This is a genomic window from Rhodoferax sp., assembly GCF_010365055.1.
Lineage (GTDB): Bacteria > Pseudomonadota > Gammaproteobacteria > Burkholderiales > Burkholderiaceae_C > Rhodoferax.
In genome coordinates, this window is record NZ_JAAFHA010000090.1 from 1 (window position 1) to 15,393 (window position 15,393).

15 protein-coding genes and 1 pseudogene are annotated in these 15,393 nt (G+C 63.7%); 9 read left to right on the plus strand and 7 right to left on the minus strand.

Annotated features, from left to right (window positions below; genetic code table 11):
• Positions 1-64: 64 nt before the first annotated feature.
• Positions 65-274 carry a hypothetical protein gene (locus GZ093_RS16510; RefSeq protein ID WP_296487964.1) on the minus strand — a complete coding sequence of 70 codons (210 nt, stop codon included), beginning with the start codon at positions 272-274 and terminating at the stop codon, positions 65-67.
• Positions 275-380: 106 nt separating this feature from the next.
• A complete protein-coding gene (locus GZ093_RS16515; protein ID WP_296487967.1) occupies positions 381-1,031 on the minus strand; it encodes a TetR/AcrR family transcriptional regulator in 651 nt (216 codons plus the stop codon).
• A gap of 165 nt (positions 1,032-1,196) precedes the next feature.
• Between GZ093_RS16515 and GZ093_RS16520 the strand changes: the two genes are divergently transcribed.
• The 4 genes and pseudogenes from GZ093_RS16520 (at position 1,197) to GZ093_RS16535 (ending at position 3,404) form a co-directional block, all read left to right on the plus strand.
• Complete coding sequence (locus tag GZ093_RS16520; RefSeq protein WP_296487970.1) at positions 1,197-1,754, plus strand: dihydrofolate reductase family protein; 558 nt, start codon at positions 1,197-1,199, stop codon at positions 1,752-1,754.
• Positions 1,755-1,870: 116 nt separating this feature from the next.
• Entirely contained in the window at positions 1,871-2,350 is a 480-nt protein-coding gene (locus tag GZ093_RS16525) for a VOC family protein (RefSeq protein WP_296487973.1), read from the plus strand.
• Positions 2,351-2,402: 52 nt separating this feature from the next.
• Positions 2,403-2,513, plus strand: a pseudogene (locus GZ093_RS16530) (VOC family protein); the annotation flags it as partial.
• Positions 2,514-2,699: 186 nt separating this feature from the next.
• On the plus strand, positions 2,700-3,404 hold the full coding sequence (locus GZ093_RS16535; RefSeq protein WP_296487976.1) for a glutathione S-transferase N-terminal domain-containing protein: 705 nt from the start codon (positions 2,700-2,702) through the stop codon (positions 3,402-3,404).
• A 4-nt stretch (positions 3,405-3,408) separates the two neighbouring features.
• Here the strand turns inward: GZ093_RS16535 and rarD are convergent, their stop codons facing one another.
• Positions 3,409-4,290: an EamA family transporter RarD gene (rarD, locus tag GZ093_RS16540; RefSeq protein WP_296487978.1), complete on the minus strand. Its 882-nt coding sequence runs from the start codon at positions 4,288-4,290 to the stop codon at positions 3,409-3,411.
• A 155-nt stretch (positions 4,291-4,445) separates the two neighbouring features.
• Between rarD and GZ093_RS16545 the strand changes: the two genes are divergently transcribed.
• Positions 4,446-5,330 (plus strand): methylglyoxal synthase, encoded by an 885-nt coding sequence (locus tag GZ093_RS16545; RefSeq protein ID WP_296487981.1) that lies wholly within the window; start codon positions 4,446-4,448, stop codon positions 5,328-5,330.
• Between the two features lie 40 nt (positions 5,331-5,370).
• On the opposite strand, the gene GZ093_RS16550 is transcribed toward GZ093_RS16545, so the two are convergent.
• The gene (locus GZ093_RS16550; protein ID WP_296487984.1) at positions 5,371-6,489 is read right to left on the minus strand and encodes a Fic family protein; all 1,119 of its coding nucleotides are present in this window, start codon (positions 6,487-6,489) and stop codon (positions 5,371-5,373) included.
• Between the two features lie 123 nt (positions 6,490-6,612).
• On the opposite strand from GZ093_RS16550, the gene GZ093_RS16555 reads away from it, so the two are divergent.
• Positions 6,613-6,864, plus strand: coding sequence for a hypothetical protein (locus tag GZ093_RS16555; protein WP_296487985.1), 252 nt, complete (start codon positions 6,613-6,615; stop codon positions 6,862-6,864).
• Between the two features lie 77 nt (positions 6,865-6,941).
• Here GZ093_RS16555 and GZ093_RS16560 read toward each other — a convergent pair whose 3' ends face one another.
• Positions 6,942-7,928 carry an SGNH/GDSL hydrolase family protein gene (locus GZ093_RS16560; protein ID WP_296487988.1) on the minus strand — a complete coding sequence of 329 codons (987 nt, stop codon included), beginning with the start codon at positions 7,926-7,928 and terminating at the stop codon, positions 6,942-6,944.
• A 378-nt stretch (positions 7,929-8,306) separates the two neighbouring features.
• Between GZ093_RS16560 and GZ093_RS16565 the strand changes: the two genes are divergently transcribed.
• Both GZ093_RS16565 and GZ093_RS16570 read left to right on the plus strand, forming a co-directional pair.
• Positions 8,307-8,591, plus strand: a complete 285-nt coding sequence (locus GZ093_RS16565) for a hypothetical protein (RefSeq protein WP_296487991.1) — start codon at positions 8,307-8,309, stop codon at positions 8,589-8,591.
• A gap of 114 nt (positions 8,592-8,705) precedes the next feature.
• On the plus strand, positions 8,706-10,247 hold the full coding sequence (locus tag GZ093_RS16570) for an O-antigen ligase family protein (RefSeq protein ID WP_296487993.1): 1,542 nt from the start codon (positions 8,706-8,708) through the stop codon (positions 10,245-10,247).
• Here GZ093_RS16570 and GZ093_RS16575 read toward each other — a convergent pair.
• Both GZ093_RS16575 and GZ093_RS16580 read right to left on the minus strand, forming a co-directional pair.
• Positions 10,241-12,229 (minus strand): bifunctional DedA family/phosphatase PAP2 family protein, encoded by a 1,989-nt coding sequence (locus GZ093_RS16575; protein WP_296487995.1) that lies wholly within the window; start codon positions 12,227-12,229, stop codon positions 10,241-10,243. The genes GZ093_RS16570 and GZ093_RS16575 overlap by 7 nt on opposite strands.
• 66 nt (positions 12,230-12,295) lie before the next feature.
• The gene (locus tag GZ093_RS16580; RefSeq protein ID WP_296487998.1) at positions 12,296-12,826 is read right to left on the minus strand and encodes a cytochrome c; all 531 of its coding nucleotides are present in this window, start codon (positions 12,824-12,826) and stop codon (positions 12,296-12,298) included.
• A 286-nt stretch (positions 12,827-13,112) separates the two neighbouring features.
• On the opposite strand from GZ093_RS16580, the gene GZ093_RS16585 reads away from it, so the two are divergent.
• The gene (locus GZ093_RS16585) at positions 13,113-15,296 is read left to right on the plus strand and encodes a copper-translocating P-type ATPase (RefSeq protein ID WP_296488001.1); all 2,184 of its coding nucleotides are present in this window, start codon (positions 13,113-13,115) and stop codon (positions 15,294-15,296) included.
• The last annotated feature ends 97 nt before the right edge of the window (positions 15,297-15,393 follow it).

Genomic DNA, 15,393 nt, shown 5'->3' on the forward strand with positions numbered 1-15,393 from the left:
CGGGCCAGGGCTGGCCGGAGAGCGGGTCCACTGCGGCGTAGCGGTAGCCGCTGGCGCTGGACACCTAGCCCAGCGGCCCGCAATTGCTCATGGCCACCGACATGGTGTAGCCGCCGGGGGTTTGCCAGTGGCGCAAGGGGGCTTGATGCAGGACGGACTCGACGGCTTGCAGCAACGCGGCATCCCCGCCCCGGGCAAAGCCATGCAGCAACATCGCGCCGGGGGCGATCTGCGTCTGTGCCGCATCGGGGGGTGGGTCGTCAAACAGGTCCATGGCCACTATTTACTATGTTTTTAGCAGCTATATATGCAATAGATATGAGGGCTAGAGGCCAATTTAATCTACATGAATTCATCAGAGAGCCGTCGATCAGGGCAGCCTACAGCCCCTTTTCCACCATATCCAGCAGCCGCTGCCCGACTTGCTGCATGTGCGGCCCGACGGTGCTGGCCAACGGCCCGTCAATCACCAGCATGGCCAGGCCGTGCACCGCCGACCAGGCCAGAAACTCGGCCCCGGGGCGGCGTTCAGGGGGCATGACACCGGCCTGCACCAGCTTGTCCAGCGCGGCACCCAGCAGCTCAAACGGGTTAAGGCCGCCCGGGCCGGCGGTCGGAAGTTCGGGCGTGACTTGCAGAAATTTGTCGGAGGCCGCGAAGGCGGTGCGAAATAAACCGGTCTCGCGCTGGGCGAAACGCAGGTAACCGGTGCCCACCGCCCGCACGCTGGCGCGCGCCAGGTCCGCAGGCGACAGGGTGGCGGGCAAGGCGGCCAGCTCGTTCTCCATGGCCTGGGCCAGCGCCGACAGGGCGGCCGCGCGCACCGCCTGCAGCAGTGCCTGGCGGCTGGCGAAGTGGCGGTACGCGGCGTTGGGTGCCACACCCGCGCGCCGGGTCGCTTCGCGCAGCACCACCGCATCCGGGCCGCCCTGGCGCGCCAGTTCGATGCCCGCCTCCAGCAAGACGCGACGCAGGTCGCCATGGCGGTAGGTGCTGCGCGTGCGTTGGGCAATAGTTGATATGGCATTCATGTTATTTCTTGTATGTGGACACCGTCCATTAGCTTTGCTATTCTAGTTGTGTACGGCGTACACATTACAGGGGATGACAAGGGAAACCTGCCAACCTGTCCTTCATTCCCCCGAATGGAATGACCCTTTTTGCAACCGCTTTGGTCGAATAACAGGAGACCCCCCATGCGCAAACTGATCATGTGGAACCTTCTCACGCTCGATGGCATGTTTGAAGGTGCTAAGAGCTGGGACCTTGACTGGCACCAGGAGTTCTGGGGCCCGGAGCTGGAACAAATCTCCATCGAACAGCTGCACACAGCCGACATGTTGCTGTTCGGGCGAACAACCTACGAAGGCATGGCGGCGTACTGGCAAAGCGCACAGGGTGAGATTGCAGACCTCATGAACCAGTTGCCCAAGGCGGTCTTCTCACGCACGCTCAAACATGCCGACTGGTCCAATACTCGGCACATCGAAGGCAACGCCGTTCAGGAAACCATCAGGCTCAAGCAGGAGGGCTCGGGCAATCTGTTGGTCTTTGGCAGCGCCGATTTGTCATCGACATTTATCGAGCATCGTCTCTTCGACGAGTACCGCCTGGCTCTTGCCCCGGTGGTCCTGGGCCGTGGCAAACCCTTGTTCAAGCCGGGCCAGGACCAACTAAAGCTGCATCTGATCGAAGCAAAAACGCTCAGCACAGGCTGCGTGATCCTGCGCTACGAACCCAAATCACCCCAATGAACGCTCAGGCATGGTTTATGAACCCATTCGAATGCGCTCGCAAAGACCAGCGCGCCTGTGCGCAAACCTGAGGGGAAGCCGTCTTGCCTCTCCAACCCATTGACCCAGGAGCACTCATGAAAACCACCAACCCCGTCCCGCCAGGCTTTCACGCCATCACGCCCTATCTTTCCGTCAAAGACGGGCAGGCCGCCATTCTGTTTTACCAAAAGGCCTTCGGCGCGGTCGAGGTCGGACGCATCCTGATGCCGGATGGCACGGTCGGCCATGCCGAAATGCAGATCGGCGACTCCCGCTTCATGCTGGCGCAGGAAATGCCCGCGTGGGGCAACAAGAGCCCGTCCACACTGGGCGGGATACCGGTTGGCATTGCCTTGTATGTGCCGGATGTGGATGCCACCTGCCAGCGTGCGCTGGCTGCCGGTGCCGCCGTGCTGGAGCCCGTGAAGGACCAGTTTTATGGTGACCGCACCGGCTCGCTGCTGGACCCGTTCGGACACAAGTGGCATGTCATGACCCACGTCGAAGACGTGGCGTTCGATGAGATGCAGAAACGTTGCGATGCCATGTTTGCCAGTCAGACAGCACCGTCATGATGTCCGACGGAAACTAGCAACGCGCAAGCCACCTTCAAGGGTTTTTCATTGGGAACGTTTGTTCACAGCACTGGCCAAAGGTGGCCAAGTGCAGATGCCACTGGGCAAGACCTTTTTCTCGCCCCGCTTTGGCATGGTCGCCGACCGCTTTGGTGTGGGTTAGCAGGTGCGCGGACTGGGGATTCCTGTGCAATCCTGATTTAATAGCTGCTTGCGCAGGTGGGACGGGGGCTGGAGGCTGATTTGGCATATGGAAATTCGGCCTCCGGCTGCAACAGGCCCCAACCTTTTCGGCCAAAATATCTCATTCACGGCGCTCACTGCCCACATCCACCCCAAGGAGTCCTCCATGCTTGACCTCTCCACCTTCCCCGTCACCCACAAGTGGCCCGCCCGGCATCCCGATCGGCTGCAGCTCTACTCGCTGCCCACGCCCAACGGCGTCAAGGTGTCGATCATGCTGGAGGAAACCGGCCTGCCGTACGAGCCGCATCTGGTCAGCTTCGAGACCCATGACCAGATGACGCCGGAATTTCTCTCGCTCAACCCCAACAACAAGATTCCGGCCATCCTCGACCCCAACGGTCCGGGGGAAAAGCCGCTGGCGCTGTTCGAGTCTGGCGCGATTCTGATTTACCTGGCCGAGAAAACGGGTCAATTCATGCCCCAGGATGCGGCGCAGCGCTACGAGACGATTCAATGGCTGATGTGGCAGATGGGCGGTGTCGGCCCGATGTTTGGCCAGCTGGGTTTCTTCCACAAGTTCGCGGGCAAGGACTATGAGGACAAGCGCCCGCGCGACCGCTATGTGGCAGAGGCTAAGCGCCTGCTCGCCGTGCTGAATGAGCGGTTGGCGACCCGCGCCTGGATCATGGGCGACGCCTACACCATCGCCGACATCGCCACCTTCCCCTGGGTGCGCAACCTGATCGGCTTTTACGAGGCCGGTGATCTGGTGGGCATGCAGAATTTTCCGAACGTGACGCGCGCGCTGGCGGCCTTTGTGGCACGGCCGGCGGTGGTGCGGGGGCTGGCGATTCCGGATCGGTCCTGATGGGCTATTGATTGAATCGCTGTTTGCGCGCATGCCAGAAGCTGTCCGCGCTGTACAGCGCCAACGCCGCCCAGATCAGATAAAAGCCGATGGCGCGCGCCGGCTCAAACGCTTCGCCGTACAGCCACACACCCAGCAGCATCTGCAGGCTCGGTGAGATGTACTGCAGGATGCCCAGTGTGGCCATGGGTATGCGGCGTGCGCCGGCGGCAAACAGCAGCAAGGGGATGGCGGTCAGCGGTCCGGCCAGCAACAGCCAGCCCAAGGTCGCCGGATCGCCTTGTACCAGAGCGCCTTGCCCGTGCCACGTCCACCACCCCAGCAGGCCCAGCGCCATGGGCGCCAGCAGCAGGGTCTCCAGCGTCAGGCCTTCCAGCGCGCCCAACTTGGCCAGCTTGCGCAGCAAGCCATAGATGCCAAACGAGAGCGCCAGCACCAACGCCACCCAGGGCAATCGCCCCGCCTGCACAGTGAGCCACAGCACGCCTGCTGCGGCCACCGCTACCGCCAGCCACTGCCCAGGGCGCGGACGCTCATGCAAAAAGGCAAAGCCCATCGCCACATTGACCAAGGGCAAGATGAAGTAACCCAAACTGGCATCGACCAAATGGGCGTTTTGCACCGCCCACACATACACCGACCAATTGACGGACAAAAGCAAGGCCGACACCGCAAACGCCAGCAGAACCCGTGGCTGGCGGGCGACGCCGCGCAGCCAGGCCCAGCGTTTGAGCACGGCCAGCACGCACAGCAAGAAAACCAGCGACCACACCATGCGGTGCATCACGATCTCAAACGCATTGACCTGGATGAGCTGTTTGAAGAAGACCGGCAGCAATCCCCAGGCCGTGTAAGCCAGCGCGGCGTAAAGCACACCAGGATTCATGGTTGGGAGGGGGTCATGGGATGGGTCTTGATGGTTTGGGTGCAGCTCAGAGTCTAGTGGCAACGACACGACACATTGACGGCGCTGCCGATTACAGTAGACCCCATCGCGCCCCCATCACGCCTCTCCCGTGAGGCCACAAGAAAACCGTCACCATGAACTTTGGACTTGTCGCACATCGATTGCATCGTCTCGGCCCGGACAGCAGCCTGCTGCGCTGGGCGCGCGCCTGTGAACCCGGTCTGCAGGCGCTGGGCCTGGAGCTGCACGCCACCGGCGGTGCCTATGACGCGCTGAGCAAATACAAACTGCTGGACGGCCAGCTCCACCCCGTGGGCAATGGCCGCGACGGCGGGCTGATGCGCCTGGTGTCGCGCATGGCCGGTGGCCTGGCGCCGCAGGCCGCCCTGGACGGCGTGTTTTTTCTGGTGGACCCGGTGGACCCGACCTCGATCTACCCCGAAGCCCAGGCGCTCAAACGCCAGTGCGTGATTCACGGCAAACCGTTTGCATCCACCCTGGCCGGGGCCATGGAATGGGTGGCGGTGGAGCTGACCAACGCCGGCCTGCACGCGCTGCGCGTGCCCGAGGCCGCGCCGCTGTTTGCGCTCGAATCCCAGGTGGCGGCGCTGGTCGCCCACGACGCGCTGAAAGATGAAATGGTGGCCTTTGCCGCCGAGCATTTCGACACCCTGTCGCGCTTTGCCGGGCGCGTGGCCACCGGCACCACCGGCAAGCGCCTGAACGACATGGCCTGGTCGCGCGGCTGGCCGCAAACGCAGCCCTGGGTCACCTGCTACCAAAGCGGTCCGCTTGGTGGCGACGCGCAGATTGCCGAACTGGTGCTGGACCAGCGCTGCCAGAAAGTCATTTTTTTTGAAGACCCGCATGTGGCCCGCCAGCACGAGGCCGACATCCAGCTGCTGGAGCGCGCCGTGTGCAGCACCCACCACGCCACCACCTGCTTCAACACCCCGGCCATGGCCCGGCGCTGGGCGCAGGCGGTAGTGCGCGGGCCGGGGACTCCGGCTCGGTCCTGATTTGATAGCGTCTCTCGCAGATTGGACGGGGGCTGACGGCCTATTTACTCAACTCATACCCCGTACTTCTTCCCCCACCTTCCAATTTCCGCAACACCCCGCGCGCCAGCAATTCACTGATATCGCGCAGCGCCGTGTCCGTAGAGCACTTGGCAATCGCCGCCCATTTGGCGGTGGTGAGCTTGCCTTGAAAGCCGTCGAGCAGACGGTTGATCAGTTTGATTTGCCGCTCGTTCATGGGCGTGCCTGCCCAGCGCTGCCAGAACTGGGCTTTGCCCAGCACGGCGGCCAGGGTGTCGTCTGCGCCGAGCACGGCGCGCTGCAGGCAACCCAGGAACCAGGCCAGCCAGGGGGTGACGTCCAGCGGGCCCTTTTGCGTGGCCTCCAACTGGTCGTAATAGTCTTTGCGCTCGCGCTGTAGCTGGGCGCTCAAGCTGTAAAAGCGCTGGGGGGTTCCGTCTGCCCGCGCCAGCGCCATGTCGCCCACGGCGCGTGAGATGCGGCCATTGCCATCGTCAAACGGGTGCAGCGTGACGAGCCACAGGTGGGCCAGGCCGGCTTTGATCAAGGCATCGCCTTTTGTGTCGGCATTGAACCACTGCAGGAAATTGTCGGTTTCTGCGGCCAGCGTGTGGGCGGGGGGCGCCCGGTAGTGCACTTTTTCGCGGCCAGCGTAGCCGGACACGACCTGCATGGGGCCAGCGGCATCGTCTCGCCACGCGCCAACGCGGATGCGCGCCATACCGCTGTAGCCAGTCGGGAACAGAGCGGCGTGCCAGCCAAACAGGCGCTCAGGCGTGAGGGCTTGGTCAAAACGGCCCGTGGCGTCGAGCACCATGTCCACGACGCCGTCCACATGCCGATCGGGCGGGGATAGCGCACCAATGTCCACACCCAGCCTGCGTGCGATGGACGAGCGCACGGCCTCCAGATTGAGCCGTTCGCCTTCAATCTCGCTGGTCTTGATGACCTCTTGCGTCAAGACCTGCAAGGTGGCCTGGTCGCGCTGCGCCACGCCCAGCTCAGCCATGCGCCCCAGCAGATGGCCCTGCGCGCGGTGCGTCTGCGCCAGCGGCTCGGCGAGGGCAGCGGCGTCAAAGCGCCAGTGCGGCCAGTCGGGTTGCTGCCAGATGTAGAGGGGCTCGGCGTTGTGGGGCATGCGCCGATTATGCGTTTATTCACCGCATGTCGTGCGTCGAATAAATGAGGTAATCACCGCATAACGCGAGGACGACAATCTAGGCCCAGCAAGCCACCCATCCACAGCATCAGGAGCAGCACCATGACCCAAGACTTGAATCAAACGAACGAATCGAAGCAGGCGGCGCTTTGCGATTCGTGCGCTGGCATCCAGCGCAACTGGCGCCGCGCCCCAGGCCACGCCGAACTGGTGCAAGGCGACAACCGCAAAGAGCCACGCAGCCACGGTCAGGTCACCATCACCAGCTACGTCTGCGACCGCTGCGGCACCCAATGGGAGTACGAAAACGACAAGGTCAACCTGCACGCGGGCTGGTCGGTGGTGGGCGGATAGACGGCGCCTTGCTCAGGCTTTCACCAATTGGAATGTCGCCAGCCGCTCGGCTGAGCCATCGGGAATCTTGATTGCGCTCAAGCTTGACGACGGCGCGAAGCGTACAGGCCAATCAAGGCGAGCACCATCAGCGCAGTCGTGGCTGGCTCGGGAACGGCGGTCGTGAACCGGTCCCCAATGAATTGATGGGCTCTGGCCGTTGGATGCACGCTGTCCCAAAACAGGTAGGAATCGGGGTTTGCGCAGACCGAGAGGCCGTCGAAACAGGGTTGCGTCACGTTTGAGAAACCGTAGCTGGCGGGGCTGTTGATAACGCTGTCAAACAGGCCGAAGGTGTCGAATTCAACAATATTGAGGCCCGGGTCTGCCCCACCCAATGCGCCGGCCAGGAGATGAAGCCCGGCGTTGAAACCCGCAGAGATCGCTGTGAGTTGCGCCATTGCCCCTGAAGCCAGGCCAAAAGGCGTCAGCCCGATGTTCGGCATGTTTGGCATCAGGATCGTGCGGGCCCCATCAAGGTACAGCCGCTGCGCCGCCAACTGCAGGTTGGCCAAGGCAAGCGACATGGCCGTCACGGGATCGCCTGCAGAGGCGAGCGCCGAGAAAAGATCGTTCGGTCCAGCCCATAGCACGACCAGACCCGATGGGTCGGGGTTGTGCGATGAAGTGAAAGCGGCCACTTGTGCCAGCACACCGGTGTTGCTGCCGGAAAATGCCGCAGCGATAAACGGATTCGCGTTGAGCCTGAGATAGTTCGCCCATCCGGTCTCCGCCCCGCCAATGGCATAGTTGCTGCCACCCAGCAGCGACGGGGTCAACGGCAGACCCAAATTAGCCGCCAGTCGCTCGACGGCAACCGGACCGTTGCTGAAGCGCTGCGCATAGGGCGCGGGCGGGAAACCGTTGTCAGGCCCGAAAATCGCTTGCGTGTAGGTGTAGGCGTTGCCCCCGTCCGAGAGGCTGTCGCCGAAGACCGTGATCGACGTGTACGGTGAAGCCGTCGCCACGACTGACGCGCACGCGAGAACCAGCGTCAAGGCCCCGCGCAGTAACTTGTCAAACATTTTTCCGCACTCCCCATCTGAATGGTTGCTCACCGCGAATGGCACGACCTGCTGGCACACGCCCATTCTGGAAAGCATGGCGCTGCATGAGTCGCAGCCAATCCGGGGCCAGCAATATTCGCGCCAATCTGGAAAATGTGTTGCATGACAAGGACCTGCGCGAGGCTCTCCTGAGATTCCGCAGCGAACTGTAAAGCCGGCCGACACTGGGGCGATGTCACGGGACGGCAGCCGGTTTGGCAGCAACTTCATGCGAATTCGCACAGACCGCGCCGGTTGGCCGGTCTATTCTGAGCCCGCATGCCTGAACGCAGGCAAGCGATCCGCAGCAGGGGCAGGCCGCCTTTGCACCCATGTTTTCAACCCGGAGGACTGACCATGTCAACCCGCGACGACTACATCGAAAAAATGAAATTGCAGCTCGACGAACTCGATGCCCAGATGAGCAAACTCGAAGCCAAGGCGCAAGAGGCCAAGGACACGGCACGGGACAAATACAGGGACGAAATGGCGAAGCTGCGTCATCAATCCAGGCTGGCCAAGGCGAAGCTCGTCGACCTCAAGGCTGCGGGCGAAGACAAATGGGAGACCATGGTGACAGAGATGGAAAAAGTTCGCGACGCCTTCAAGCATGCATTCAACTATTTCAAATCCCAGCTGTAGACCGGGCAGGCCGATTGACGGACACGCTAAACTCCGACCACGCTCGTATATACTATTAAATTAATAGCTGTATATGCAATAAACACGGGGGCTAGAGGCCTAAAACATTCAAAAATGGCGCAAACCAGCCTCCGCCCCGCACTCCTGCCTCTGGCCGCCTTCCTCGGCCTGAGCCTGCCCTGGCTCAATCCGTTCTCGCCCGGCCCGACGCCCAACGTGATGCCCTGGCTCACCGCCTTGGTGGGGTTCGCCTGCCTGCTGCCATGGGCAGCGCGGGCCCGCCCGGCCCAGGTGGCCGCGCTGGCGGCCAGCGCCTGGCTGGTGGCTGCGCTGCTGAGTGCCGTGCTGGGTTTGCTGCAGTATTTTGGGGCGGCGGGCGCGTTGACACCTTGGGTCAACAGCGCCGGCCTGGGCGAGGCCTATGCCAACCTGCGCCAGCGCAACCAGTTTGCCACGCTGACCAAGATCGGCCTGGCGGCCTTGCTGTGGTGGGCGGCGCGAAGTGCGGCCGCGCGCGGCATGGCCGGAGCCAGCCCGCGCCCATCGCCCCTCGCTTGGCGCACCTGGATGCCGCTGGCGGCGGCAGCCCTGCTGGCGCTGGGCAACGCGGCATCATCCTCGCGCACCGGCCTGGTGCAGCTGCTGCTGTTGACGCTGCTGGTCATCGTCTGGCGCGCCCCTGGCAGCGGCTGGTGCCCGCCGGCGCTGCGCCTGCTGCTGACCGCCGTGCTGGCCTACGCGGTCGCTGCGGTGGCTTTGCCGCTGTTGGCGGGCCTGAATCTGCAGGCCAGCGGCATGCTGGCGCGCTTGCATATCGGCGACACAGCCTGTGCCAGCCGCCTGACCCTGTGGGGTAATGTGCTGCACCTGATCGCGCAACGGCCCTGGCTTGGCTGGGGTTGGGGCGAGCTCGATTACGCCCACTTCATCACGCTCTACCCGGGCCGGCGCTTTTGCGACATTCTGGACAACGCCCACAACCTGCCGCTGCAGCTGGCCGTGGAGCTGGGCTTGCCGCTGGCGCTGGCCCTGTGTGGCAGCGGGCTGTGGCTGATGGCGCGCGCCAAGCCCTGGCGCGAGCGGGACGCGACGCGGCAGCTGGCCTGGTCGGTGCTGGGTTTGATCCTGCTGCACAGCCTGCTGGAGTACCCGCTGTGGTACGGGCCGTTCCAGGTGGCGTTTGGTCTGAGCCTCTGGCTGCTGTGGCGCCGGCCGGGCGGCACAGCGCCCGAGTCTTGCCCGGAATCCAAGCCTTTTTGGCCTCTAGCCCTCGCTCTACCTGCATCAATAGCTATCTTTATAATAGCAATTGCCGGCTACGCCGCTTGGGACTATCAGCGCGTCAGCCAGCTTTACCTGAGCCCCAAAATGCGCGCTGAAGCCTATCGCGAGCACCCGCTGGAAAAAATTCAGCATAGCTGGCTGTTTCAGGATCAGCTGCGCTTTGCCGAGCTCACCACCACCCCTTTGACCGCCGCCAACGCGGCGCACCTGCACCAGTTGGCCCTGGACATGCTTCACTTCTCTCCCGAGCCGCGCGTGATTCAAAAGCTGATCGACAGCGCCACGCTGCTCGGGCGCATCGACGAGGCACAGTTTTACCGGCTGCGTTACCAGGCGGCGTTTCCTGGCCGGCAGGCGGCCCCGGCTCACTGAAGCAGCAGCACCGCAAGCGCGTCCCGGTACCTGATGGTCACAGCCACCTTGTGTGCCTGCAACAGCATGGCGAATTGTGCCGTCGACGAAGCGAAGTCCGGGTCAGTCTTGGCCAGCGTGAGGAGGCCTGCCGGGTGCATCAACCGTTCCCGCGTGGCAATGCCGACCCACAAGGGCGCAGCGGGATTGTTCGCCGTGCTGACGCTGTAGTCCGTGCGCCAAAGGCGGATCACCAAGCGCTGGGATGGGTCCAGTTCCCGCTCAAAACTCATGGTGGGCGCCTCGCCCTGGTGAAACTTGGCCAGCACCGGGAGCTGTCCGGCCGGCGAGGAGGGCAGCAGCCACAACAGCGCCGCACGCGACGCCCAGGGCGGCGGCCGGTGCCATCCGCCGGCCTGGAGCACCTGCTCGATCCGGTCCGCCGTAGCGGCCCATTGCAGCGCCAGCGGCTCCTCGTGATCACCGTCCACCTCGGTTCGGCGGGCCGGCAGGCGCCGCCATCCCCCGGACGGCCAATCGGCGAGTGTGACGGTGGCGCCCACTTGGCCAGGTGCATAGCGGATGACATCCGCGGCCCGGTGCGTCGCCACCACGCCCGCGCCGGCCAGCACCAGCGCCCCCAGCGCGGTGAGCGACAGGGCCCGGGCCGGCAGGCGCTCGCCGCGCACATGCTGCAAATAGGCCATGCTGAGCAGCGCGACCCAGGCCGTGCCCAGGCTCAGGCTGGCAAGCACGTCCGACAGCCAATGCGCCCCGAGGTACAGGCGCGAGAACGAGATGAGCCCGACCAGCAGCGCCGCCACCAGCGCGATGGCCGACCTGACCCGGGGCGACTTGCCGCGTGCGAGCAGAACGGCCAGGAACCCATAGAGCACGATGCTGGACGCGGCGTGCCCGCTCGGAAAGGAGAACTGCTCCATGCCGGCGTACATCGCTATGGGCCGGGCCCGCCCCAGCGTCAGCTTCAGGATCCAGACCAGTGCCTGGGCAAAGCCGACGGCCGTCAACCAATAGGCCAGCGTGCGCCAGCACCGCTTCAGTGCGAGCAGCAGCGCCACCGCAGTGATCACGGCGAGCGCGACCGGCGCGCTGCCGAGTTCGGTGGCGGTGATCATCAGCTGGTCGGCCCAGGCGCTGCGCAGTTGCTGCAAGGAGGTGAACACGACGTGGTCGAACTGCACCAGCGGGTCGTTCGACAGCACGTCTTCCAGGATGCCAAGGAACATCCAGGCCCCACCCAGCAGCAGCAAGGCCGCCATGAGCAGCCCGAGCGACTCCGCCCGCGCAGGGTCGAGCAGCGACCGGATAACGCGCGGCAACACGCCGGCTCTGGCGTGTGCCCAGGCCACCGCATGATCGCGCCAGCGGCTGACCAGTGGCCAGACCCTTCGGCGAGCCAGGCGCCACAGCACGGCGGCGAGCCAAACGGCGAGCGCCACGCCGAGCAGGAGAATCAACAGACGTGAACTCACCGCGCCGGCCAGCTGCAGCGAAGCGCCGAACAGCACACCGGGCAGCAGGTGCGCGCCGGCCCAGGCGATGGCGGACAGGACGTTCACCACCATGAACCTGGGCACCGGCATGTCGGCCATGCCCGCGACGACTGGCACGATGGCCCGCACCGGCCCGAGGAAGCGGCCCAGGAACACGCTCTTGCCGCCGTTTCGCGTGAAGTACGCCTGCCCACGCTCAAACAGCGCGGGATAGCTCTTGAGCGGCCACACGTTCAAAAGCCGCTCGTGATAGTGGCGACCGAGCCAGTAGCTCATGCCGTCGCCCAACGTGGCGCCAGTGACCGCTGCCAGCCCGGCCCACCATGGGTCCAGGACCTGCAGGCCGACCAGCACGCCGCCCACCACCACCACCGAACTACCCGGAACAACGGTGCCGACCACGGCCACCGATTCCAGCAGCGCGGCAGCAAACACCGCAGCGAGTGCCAGCTCGGGGTGCTGAGAAAGTGCGTTGATCAGCGCTTGCATGGGCAATTCAAGACCCGCCGTCGATCATGACGACGCGAGCCGGCTACGCCTGCAGGCGGTCCACACTCATTCAGGCAGGGTTTTGAGAAAGGCGAACAGATCGGCCAGATCGGCGTCGCTCATTTTCCAGCGCGGCATGTCCGCCTTGACTTCTTCACCATCGGGATGCCGGCCTTGCTCGACCTGCTGACGGAAATCGTCCAGGTCGTATGGACGCTGGCGCCCTTTCAATTCCGACATGGTGCGCAGCGCGGCATAGCGAATGTCGGCCGCGTCCATGACCCGCATGTGCATCAGGTGCTTGCCGCCGCGGCCCTCCGGTCCGTGACAGGAGGCACAGGTCAGCCATTGGCCATAGCCGCCCATCATGGTGCCACCCATCATGGCGCCACCCAGATCGGGTCCACCCGTGTGGCTGAGCGGGGTGCCGCGCTCGCTCACGCCGGTGAAGTAGATGCGCGCGCCGTTCTTGGCGGGGGTCTCAAGCCCCTGCGTCGATGCGGGCATCGAATTGCGCTGGCCGGCCGGTTGACAGGCCGCCAACGTGGTCAGCAGCAGCGCGCACGACGCGCCAAAGAGGAAACGGGTGGGGGACATGGCAAGCTCCTGATCAATTGAAAAAATAGCTAAAACCCCTGCCCTGTCGCGACGAACACAGGGCACGGCGGCAGCGAAGCGCACTTTAGGTCTTTTTCGGTGCCAAGTCTGTGCGCCGGCGAACGCTGGATCTGGCCAGCTCAACAAAAGAGGTCCAGCCATGTTCGCTGGCGCACAGACAGCGCCAGCCCCATGGCGCAAATTGACACCGTTTGTACCTGCACCACCTTGCGCTGCTTCTGCGCTGAAGTGGGCGGATGGATGGATGGGTACGTTGGAGACCCAAATGAATGAACACGAACACGCCGCCAACGATGAAGCGACACCGAAGCCGACCCAGGATGAAGTGGCCAAAAAGGCCTACGCCCTCTATGAGAAGGAAGGCCGTCCGCAAGGACATGCCGAGCAGCATTGGTCGGATGCGCAAGCCCAATTGCAGCCTGGCAGCGCCACCCGCCCTGAGCCGCCGGCGCACTCGGACGAACACGAAGAGGCACATCAGGGCCATCAGGATCACCATGCCCACATGGCGGCGGATTTTCGCAAGCGGTTCTGGATCTCGCTGGTCCTGACGCTGCCAATTCTGGCCCTCTCGCCGCTGCTGCAAACGCTGTTGGGTCTGCGCGAGGCCATCGGCTTCAGCGGCGACATCTACGTCCTGTTTGCCTTTTCCTCAGCGGTCTTCTGGTACGGCGGGTGGCCTTTCCTCAAGGGTCTTTACACGGAGCTCAAAGCCTTCAAGCCCGGGATGATGACGCTGGTGGCAGTGGCCATCACCACCGCCTATCTGTACAGCAGTGCCGTGGTGTTCGGGCTGACCGGCAAGGTGTTCTTCTGGGAACTGGCCACCCTGGTCGACATCATGCTGCTAGGGCATTGGATCGAGATGAGGTCGGTGATGGGCGCATCGAAGGCGCTCGAGGAACTGGCCAAACTGATGCCCTCCGACGCCCACATGCTCATGCCCGACGGCAGCGTGCAGGACGTGCCGCTGAGTGAATTGGCCCTGGACGACAAGGTACTGATCAAACCGGGCGAGAAGGTCCCCGCCGACGGTGTCGTGGTCGATGGTGAGAGTTCGGTCAATGAGGCGATGCTCACCGGGGAGTCCACGCCGGTCAGCAAAAAGAGCGGTGGCAAGGTCATCGGCGGCGCCATCAACGGCGAGGGCGCGCTGACCATCGAAGTCAAGGGCACCGGCAAGGATTCGTTTCTTTCGCAGGTGATCGACCTGGTCAAACAGGCGCAGGAAAGCAAGTCGAAGACCCAGAACCTCGCCGACACCGCCGCCATGTGGCTCACCCTGATTGCGTTGGTCAGCGGTGCCCTCACCTTCCTGGTCTGGCTGGTGTTCATGGACACGGAACTGGCCTTCGCGATCGAACGCGCCGTGACCGTGATGGTGATCACCTGTCCGCATGCGCTCGGCCTGGCCGTGCCGCTGGTGGTTGCTGTCTCGACGGCGTTGGCCGCGGGCAACGGCCTGCTGATCCGCAATCGCGTGGCCTTTGAAGGCGCCCGCAAGCTGCAGGCTGTCATTTTCGACAAGACCGGCACCCTCACCGAGGGCCGCTTCGGCGTCACCGACACCTTGCTGCTGGCGCCGGACATCGACGAAGCAACGCTGCGCAAGTACGCCGCCTCCGTGGACGCGAATTCCGAGCATCCGATCGCCAAGGCGATAGCCGAATCTTCTGAGCAAAAGTCACCGGTGGAGGATTTCAAAAGCATCCCGGGCAAGGGGGCTGAAGGCCGCGTCGATGGCAAAGACATCAAGGTGGTCAGCCCGGGCTACTTGCGAGAACAGAACATTGACCTCGCTGACAAGCGTGTCGAGCCGCTGCAAGCACAGGGAAAAACGGTCGTATTTGTGCTCGTGGACGGGCAATTGAAAGGCGCGATGGCGCTGGCCGACATCGTGCGGCCCGAAGCGAAGCAGGCCATCGCCGCCCTGAAGGCACTGGACATCCGCTGCATGATGCTCACCGGCGACAACCAGGCGACGGCCAAGTGGGTTTCCGACCAGGTCGGACTCGATGAATACTTTGCCGAAGTCCTGCCGCAGGACAAGGCCGCCAAAGTGAAAGAAGTGCAGGCGCGCGGCGTGTTGGTGGCCATGACCGGTGATGGCGTGAACGATGCACCGGCGCTGGCGCAGGCGGATGTGGGCATCGCCATCGGCGCCGGCTCCGACGTGGCGGTGGAAACCGCCGACATTGTTCTGGTGCGCAGCAACCCGATGGATGTCGTGGCCATCGTGCAGTTGTCCCGCGCCACCTATCGCAAGATGCTTCAGAACCTGGTGTGGGCCACGGGCTACAACGTGGTTGCCATTCCACTGGCGGCTGGCGCGCTTTACGCGTGGGGCGTGTTGCTGACGCCCGCCCTGGGTGCGGCCCTGATGGCCGCCAGCACGGTGATTGTGGCCATCAACGCGCGCCTTCTGAGACTGAAAAAAGCAAAAGAATGAAGCGACAAAAAACTGTGTTCGGTGTCGCACAGACGGTAAAAGCCTTTGCGTCTATAAAAGGCATTCTGGCGCTTGCCCAAGCGCCCCGTTCAATCCA

Bases quoted from the DNA above. Each gene is read 5' to 3' on its own strand.
- GZ093_RS16570 (WP_296487993.1), top strand. From the start codon at position 8,706: ATGGCGCAAACCAGCCTCCGCCCCGCACTCCTGCCTCTGGCCGCCTTC.
- GZ093_RS16555 (WP_296487985.1), top strand. From the start codon at position 6,613: ATGACCCAAGACTTGAATCAAACGAACGAATCGAAGCAGGCGGCGCTT.
- GZ093_RS16510 (WP_296487964.1), bottom strand. From the start codon at position 274: ATGGACCTGTTTGACGACCCACCCCCCGATGCGGCACAGACGCAGATC.
- GZ093_RS16515 (WP_296487967.1), bottom strand. From the start codon at position 1,031: ATGAATGCCATATCAACTATTGCCCAACGCACGCGCAGCACCTACCGC.
- GZ093_RS16560 (WP_296487988.1), bottom strand. From the start codon at position 7,928: ATGTTTGACAAGTTACTGCGCGGGGCCTTGACGCTGGTTCTCGCGTGC.
- rarD (WP_296487978.1), bottom strand. From the start codon at position 4,290: ATGAATCCTGGTGTGCTTTACGCCGCGCTGGCTTACACGGCCTGGGGA.
- GZ093_RS16535 (WP_296487976.1), top strand. From the start codon at position 2,700: ATGCTTGACCTCTCCACCTTCCCCGTCACCCACAAGTGGCCCGCCCGG.
- GZ093_RS16525 (WP_296487973.1), top strand. From the start codon at position 1,871: ATGAAAACCACCAACCCCGTCCCGCCAGGCTTTCACGCCATCACGCCC.
- GZ093_RS16565 (WP_296487991.1), top strand. From the start codon at position 8,307: ATGTCAACCCGCGACGACTACATCGAAAAAATGAAATTGCAGCTCGAC.
- GZ093_RS16545 (WP_296487981.1), top strand. From the start codon at position 4,446: ATGAACTTTGGACTTGTCGCACATCGATTGCATCGTCTCGGCCCGGAC.
- GZ093_RS16575 (WP_296487995.1), bottom strand. From the start codon at position 12,229: ATGCAAGCGCTGATCAACGCACTTTCTCAGCACCCCGAGCTGGCACTC.
- GZ093_RS16580 (WP_296487998.1), bottom strand. From the start codon at position 12,826: ATGTCCCCCACCCGTTTCCTCTTTGGCGCGTCGTGCGCGCTGCTGCTG.
- GZ093_RS16585 (WP_296488001.1), top strand. From the start codon at position 13,113: ATGAATGAACACGAACACGCCGCCAACGATGAAGCGACACCGAAGCCG.
- GZ093_RS16550 (WP_296487984.1), bottom strand. From the start codon at position 6,489: ATGCCCCACAACGCCGAGCCCCTCTACATCTGGCAGCAACCCGACTGG.
- GZ093_RS16520 (WP_296487970.1), top strand. From the start codon at position 1,197: ATGCGCAAACTGATCATGTGGAACCTTCTCACGCTCGATGGCATGTTT.